6 protein-coding genes (1 of these 6 running past the window's edge) are annotated in these 6,391 nt (G+C 61.4%); 2 read left to right on the forward strand and 4 right to left on the reverse strand.

Going from position 1 to position 6,391, the window contains the following annotated elements; genetic code table 11:
* Position 1 precedes the first annotated feature (1 nt).
* Positions 2-805 (forward strand): TOBE domain-containing protein, encoded by an 804-nt coding sequence (locus tag MPC4_RS01755; protein WP_174510995.1) that lies wholly within the window; start codon positions 2-4, stop codon positions 803-805.
* A gap of 209 nt (positions 806-1,014) precedes the next feature.
* Here MPC4_RS01755 and cysN read toward each other — a convergent pair whose 3' ends face one another.
* The 4 genes from cysN to MPC4_RS01775 form a co-directional block, all read right to left on the reverse strand.
* Positions 1,015-2,943, reverse strand: coding sequence for a sulfate adenylyltransferase subunit CysN (gene cysN / locus MPC4_RS01760; RefSeq protein ID WP_174510996.1), 1,929 nt, complete (start codon positions 2,941-2,943; stop codon positions 1,015-1,017).
* Positions 2,943-3,794: a sulfate adenylyltransferase subunit CysD gene (cysD, locus tag MPC4_RS01765; protein WP_244628801.1), complete on the reverse strand. Its 852-nt coding sequence runs from the start codon at positions 3,792-3,794 to the stop codon at positions 2,943-2,945. Before cysD ends, cysN begins: the two co-directional genes overlap by 1 nt.
* A gap of 207 nt (positions 3,795-4,001) precedes the next feature.
* Positions 4,002-4,550 (reverse strand): bifunctional adenosylcobinamide kinase/adenosylcobinamide-phosphate guanylyltransferase, encoded by a 549-nt coding sequence (gene cobU, locus MPC4_RS01770; RefSeq protein WP_174510998.1) that lies wholly within the window; start codon positions 4,548-4,550, stop codon positions 4,002-4,004.
* Positions 4,551-4,624: 74 nt separating this feature from the next.
* Positions 4,625-5,059: a GlcG/HbpS family heme-binding protein gene (locus MPC4_RS01775; RefSeq protein ID WP_134489574.1), complete on the reverse strand. Its 435-nt coding sequence runs from the start codon at positions 5,057-5,059 to the stop codon at positions 4,625-4,627.
* 275 nt (positions 5,060-5,334) lie between these two features.
* Between MPC4_RS01775 and MPC4_RS01780 the strand changes: the two genes are divergently transcribed.
* Positions 5,335-6,391: the 5' portion of an extracellular solute-binding protein gene (locus MPC4_RS01780; RefSeq protein WP_244628779.1), read on the forward strand. Its footprint extends 32 nt past the window's final position; only the first 1,057 of its 1,089 coding nucleotides appear in the window; its start codon is at positions 5,335-5,337; its stop codon lies off the right edge, out of view.

Genomic DNA, 6,391 nt, shown 5'->3' on the forward strand with positions numbered 1-6,391 from the left:
AATGCCTCGTGTATTGCCGGGAGAGATCGACACTTTGCTCGCTTTGCGGGCAAACGGGAAATTGTTGGTCGGCCGCGAGCGCGTCACGCTGCTCGAAGCGGTGATCCAGCACGGCAGCATCACAAAGGCGGCCGACGTCGCCGGCTTCAGCTACAAGACGGCTTGGGACGCGGTTAACGCGATCAACAATCTTCTGCCGCGCCCCGCATTCATTACGCACACGGGCGGCCCTCGCGGCGGCGGCGCGGAGGTGACTGAAGAGGGACGCCGCCTGCTCGTCACATTCCGCCGCCTCGAAGAAAAGCTCAGCCGGATCTCCTCCAGCATCGCCGTGCAAGGCATTGAGTGTGAGGAAGACCTCATTTTCTGGGGCATCGGCATGAAGCTCAGCGCCCGCAACACTTTTCATTGCACAGTGCTCGAAATCTTCGCCGCGCCTGTCAATGTCGAGGTTCGGCTGCAGGTCTCGCCGGAGGTGGTTATTTCCGCGCTCGTCACCAACGCCAGCGTCAGCGAACTTGGGCTCGTCAATCACCGCCCCGTGCTGGCTCTGGTCAACGCCAGCTCCGTCATGCTGGCGCCTTGTGATCAGATGCCGCGGATTTCCGCCCGCAATAAGATCATGGGCCGCGTGCTTGAACGCTTCGACGGCGGCTCCGACGTTGAGGTCACCGTCGGCATCGGCGCGGGCAAGACGATGACCTCGATCATGACGCAAGACAGCGCCGACGCGACCGGAATTAAGCCGGGCGCCGATGTCTGCGCGATATTCCAGGACTGCAACGTGATCCTGGCCAGCGATTGAATCGCCAGCTTTCGTTGGGGGAGACTGGTTGATCCTGCCTCGGCCGCGTGTGGGCCGGCAGACTTTTGGCTAGAGCATATTCCGATCAGATCGGTTCGATCTGATCGACAAGAATATGCTCAGGCTTCTGAATCTGGGGCGATTTCTGATCGATCGAATGACTCCATTCGATCGGAAAGCGCTCCAGGCTCCCGGCTTCGGGAGTTTTTTTAAATCGACCAGTCGTCGCGATCGATGAATCCGCGCTGGACCAGGGCCGCGACGATCAAAGCGGCGGCCTCCCGCGCGCTCTGGCCGTCGCGGCCGACGATCAATTCGGGATTCTTTGGCGTCTCATAGGGTTGATCGATACCCGTGAAATTCTTGATCTCGCCCGCAAGCGCTTTCTTGTAGAGCCCTTTGGGATCGCGCGCGATGCAGTCTTGGATCGGCGTGTCGACAAAGATCTCGATGAACTCATCCTCATCAAGGAGTTCGCGCACGAGTTCGCGCTCGGCCGCGAAGGGAGAGATGAACGAGCACAGGACGATCAGTCCGGCCTGCGTCATCAGCCTGGCCACTTCGCCGACGCGGCGGATATTTTCAATGCGGTCGATTTCGGTGAAGCCGAGGTCCTTGTTCAGCCCGTGGCGGATGTTGTCGCCGTCGAGCAGGATCGTGCGCACGCCGTGAGCGTAAAGGCGCGACTCCACAAGATTGGCGATGGTCGATTTGCCGGAGCCGGAAAGCCCGGTGAACCAGAGGACGCCCGGCTTATGACTATTGAGACGCGCGCGGTCGGCTTTCCGGACGTTGAGGTCCTGAGCGTGAATATTGGTCGCCCGGCGCAACCCGAAAGCGATCAAGCCCGCCGCCGCCGTGGCGTTGGTGGTGCGGTCGATCAGGATGAAGGACCCAGTCGAATGATTGCTCTCATAGGGATCGAAAGCGATCGGCGCCGTGGCGCTCAGTTTGCAGAACCCAACCTCATTGAGGCTCAAGGTCCGCGCCGCCATCTCGCCGAGCGTGTTAACGTCGAGCCTATGCTTGAGTTCTCTGATGGTGACGGGCGCTGTTTTGGCTCCGCTCTTCAGGAGATAGGAGCGGCCGGGCAGCAGCTTCTCCTCGCTCATCCAGATGAGGTGAGCGGCGAACTGATCCGAGACCTCCGGACGATTCTTCGGATCGGACAAGACATCGCCGCGCGCGATGTCGAGCTCGTCGGTCAAGGTGATGGTCACCGCCTCGCCCGCGCCGGCGCTCGCGCGGTCTCCGTCGGCGGTGACGATGCGCGCGACGCGTGACGATTTGCCGGAGCCGGCGACGACGACTTCATCGCCCTCGCTGACGGTCCCGCTGGCGATCGTACCGGCGAAGCCGCGAAAATCGAGATGCGGACGATTGACCCATTGCACCGGAAAGCGGAACGGCTTGCCGGACTGGTCTTCCTCGACGTCCACGGCTTCGAGAAAGGCGAGAAGCGGCTGCCCCTGATACCAGGGCGTATTGGCGCTGTTTTCCGAGACATTGTCGCCATGCCGCGCGGAGATCGGAATAGGAGTGATCGACTTGAAGCCGAGCGGTTCGGCGAAGGATTTGAACTTGGCGACGATCGCGTTGAATCCGGCTTCATCGAAGCCGGTGAGATCAATCTTGTTGACCGCGAGCACGACATGCTTGATGCCGATCAGCGATACGATGGTGGCATGGCGGCAGGTTTGGGTCAAAAGTCCCTTGCGCGCGTCGACCAGAAGGATCGCGAGGTTGGCGCTCGACGCCGCTGTCGCCATATTCCGCGTATATTGCTCATGGCCGGGCGTGTCTGCAATAATGAAAGAGCGGCGCGGGGTCGAAACATAGCGATAGGCGACGTCGATGGTGATGCCCTGCTCGCGCTCGGCCTCGAGACCGTCGACCAGCAGGGCAAAGTCGATCTCATCCCCCGTGGTGCCGTGGCGCTTGGAATCGCGCTCGAGAGCTGCGAGCTGATCGTCGAAGATGAGGCTCTGCTCAAACAGGAGGCGGCCGATCAGCGTCGATTTGCCGTCGTCGACGGAGCCGCATGTGATCAGCCTCAGGGTCGGCGGCATGCTGGCGTCAAGCTGAGCCGGCTCGGACCGGGGGCTTGCCTGAAGATTGGCGGAAACGGCCTCAAGCATCAGAAATACCCCTCGCGCTTCTTTTTTTCCATCGAGCCCGATTCATCATGGTCGATCAGGCGGCCTTCGCGCTCCGACATCGTCGAAGCGCGCATTTCCGCGATGATTTCGGGCAATGTCTCCGCCTCGGAGCGCATCGCCCCGGTCAGCGGATAGCAGCCGAGCGTGCGGAACCTCACTTTTTCCATGCGCGGCGTTTCGCCGGGCAATAAAGGCAGGCGGTCGTCATCGAGCATGATCAGGGCGCCGTTGCGCTCGACGACGGGCCGCTCCTTGGCGAGATAAAGCGGCACGATCGGAACATCTTCGGCGGCGATGTAATCCCAGACGTCGATCTCCGTCCAATTCGACAAGGGAAAAACCCGCATCGATTCGCCCGGTTTGATCCTGGTGTTGAAGAGGCTCCACAGTTCCGGGCGCTGATTGCGCGGGTCCCAGGCGTGCGCGGCGGAACGATGCGAGAAGATCCGCTCCTTGGCGCGGCTCTTCTCCTCATCGCGTCTAGCGCCGCCGAACGCCGCGTCGAACTTCCATTTGTCGAGCGCCTGGCGGAGCCCTTCCGTCTTCATCACCTGCGTATGCACGGAGGAGCCGGACGCGACCGGCGAAATGCCGCGGCGCACCCCGTCCTCATTGACGTGGACGAGCAGATCCATCCCGACCCTCGCCGCCATTTGATCGCGAAATGCGATCATTTCGCGAAACTTCCACGTCGTATCGACATGGAGCAAAGGAAATGGAGGCTTTGACGGAAAGAACGCCTTCTGGGCGATGTGAAGCATCACGCCGGAGTCCTTGCCGATGGAGTAGAGCATCACCGGCCGCTCGAATTCCGCGACGACCTCGCGCATGATGAAGATCGCCTCCGCTTCAAGGCGACGCAGGTGAGCGGAAGCTGACTGTTTCACGTGTTATTCCTGTAATATAAAATATTTCACGTATCCTGCAGCGTCATTTATATCTTCGTCTCGCCCTTGGCAACCACAGGAGAGGGAGCTTGGCGGATGCGCTTGGCCGAATTTTGGCGGCGGCCTCGGTCGCGCCGCGCTCAGTTGGCGTTAAAGCCGAAACTTCGGCTCTTCAGCGGGTTTCAGCTGAAGCGCAAGCCCCGCGGTGACGAGGACCACGGAGTCACAGGCCTTGGCGAGCGCCTGATTGAGCCGGCCTTGCGCGTCCCTGAACGTGCGAGCGAGCGCATTTTCCGGCACAATGCCGGACCCAACTTCGTTGGAGACGAAAATCACGGGACCGGCGAGGCTTTGGACGCTATGCGCCAGCTCTTCGGATTCCTTCGCGAGATCGGCCTCTTGCAGGAGAAGATTGCTCAGCCAGAGAGTGGCGCAATCGACGACGACGATGCGATCCACGCCCGCCTCGCGCCGTAACGCGGAGGCGAGTTCGAGGGGTTCTTCAACAAGCATCCAGTTCGGGGCCCGTTCCGCTGCGTGGCGGGCGATGCGCGCCGTCATTTCGGCGTCATGCGCCTGCGCCGTCGCGATCAGAACGGGGCGCACGGCCGAGCTTTCCGCAAGGCTTTGAGCATAGCGGCTTTTGCCCGAGCGCGCGCCTCCGAGGACAAGGAGGCTTCTGATTTGGAGCGCAGACATCGCGGCGGCTTTTATCGAGAAGCTGAACTTTTGGGCGCGAGCGCGCTCAGGGGCCGAAAGACCGAATGCAAGCCTCAGGTCCGCCAGGGGTGCTCTGGCAATTCGCTGACGCCGAGGACTGCGACGCCTGCCTGCGCCACTGCGTTGTCGTTCTCGACGGCGCTGCCGCTGACGCCGATTGCGCCGACGAGAACGCCTTCTTCATCGACGATCGGCAAGCCGCCGGGAAAAGTGATCAGCCCGTCGTTGGAGTGCTCGATGCCAAACAGAGACCCGCCCGGCTGAGAAAGCTGGCCGATCGCCCCTGTCGGCATGCCGAAGAAGAGGGCAGTCTTCGCCTTCTTGATCGAGATGTCGATGCTGCCGACCCAGGCGTCGTCCATGCGGTAGAAGGCCTTGAGGTTCGCGCCCGAATCGACGACTGCGATGCACATTTGCGTTTTCAGTTCGACGGCCTTCTTGCGCGCTGCCTCGATGGCCGCTTCGGCATGTGCGATGGTGACGTGCATGGTTTCCTCATGATCTCTGGTGCGTTTCCGTTTGCGCCGACGCGCCGGCTCGTTGCTTTTGCGCCGCCTGTCGCGCAGGCGCGGCGCGATCGGCGATTCGGCGCGCGACCCTATCACATGCCGGGGCGGCGATCATGACGAACCAAAGCCAGAGTCCGGTCTCGAATTGTTGAGCTGCGAGAATTGACCTATTCTTCGGCGCGCCGCTTCGACGGCAAGCACGCTGAGAGTTCCGGGCGACCATGAGATTTGCTGATACGAGGCGCGCGCGCGGGATGCTTCTGGCGGTTTGCCTCTGCGTTGCGGCGCTTGCGACGCATGCGCTGGCCGAACCAAGGATCGTCAATATCCTTGCATGGGGCGATTATTTTGATCCGAGGAGTCTTGATGAGTTCACCGCCGAGACGGGCGTCAGGATCGTCTATGACGTTTATCCTTCCAGAGAGGCGTTGGAGGCGCGGCTGCGCGGCAAAACTGATTATGATGTGGTCGTCGCGCCGGGGCCGGCGCTGCAATCGCTGATCGCGGCTGGAGCTTTGCGCAAACTCGACAAGGCGAAGCTCTCGAACGCGACCGGCCTCTGGCCCGAGGTCATGGCGGTGCTCGGAGTCTTCGATCCCGGCAATCAATATGCCATTCCTTATCTCTGGTTTACCGCAGGCCTTGCCTTTGACGTCGACAAGGCAAATGAGATCGGCGCCGCGGCGCCTTTTGAACCCGCGTCGTGGGATCTGATCTTCAGGCCGGATCGTCTTGCCGCCTTCGCAGATTGCGGCGTCTTCGTCCCGGATAATCCCGAAGAGATGTTCGCCATCGCTCTGCGCTATCTGCGGCTCAATCCCGCCTCGAAGAGCCTGAACGATTTGCGCAGAGCGGCGGAGCTGCTTGGCGGCATGCGGCGTTATGTGAAGAAGTTTCCTTCATCCGATGATGTCGGCGCCCTCGCCAATGGCGACGTCTGCCTTGCGGTGGCCTGGAGCAGCGACGGACTGCAGGCGCGCGCGCGGGCGAAAGAGGAAGGCAACGGCGTCGACGTCGGCTACGCCATTCCGAGGGAGGGGACGGTGTTGTCGCTTGATGCGCTCGTCGTGCCGAAGGACGCGCCGCATGGCGACGCAGCCTTGTCCTTCATCAACTTTCTTCTGCGCCCGGAGATTGCCGCGCGCAACACGAACGCCACCAAACTCGCCAATGGCGTCATCGCCTCAAAACCGTGGATCGCCAAAGACATTCTCGACAACAAGGCGATCTACCCCGACCCCGAGACGATGGGTCGCCTCTTCGCCGTTCAAAACGCCGATTTGGCGACGCAGAAATTCATCGCGCGCGAAT

The organism is Methylocella tundrae, from assembly GCF_901905185.1.
Lineage (GTDB): Bacteria > Pseudomonadota > Alphaproteobacteria > Rhizobiales > Beijerinckiaceae > Methylocapsa > Methylocapsa tundrae.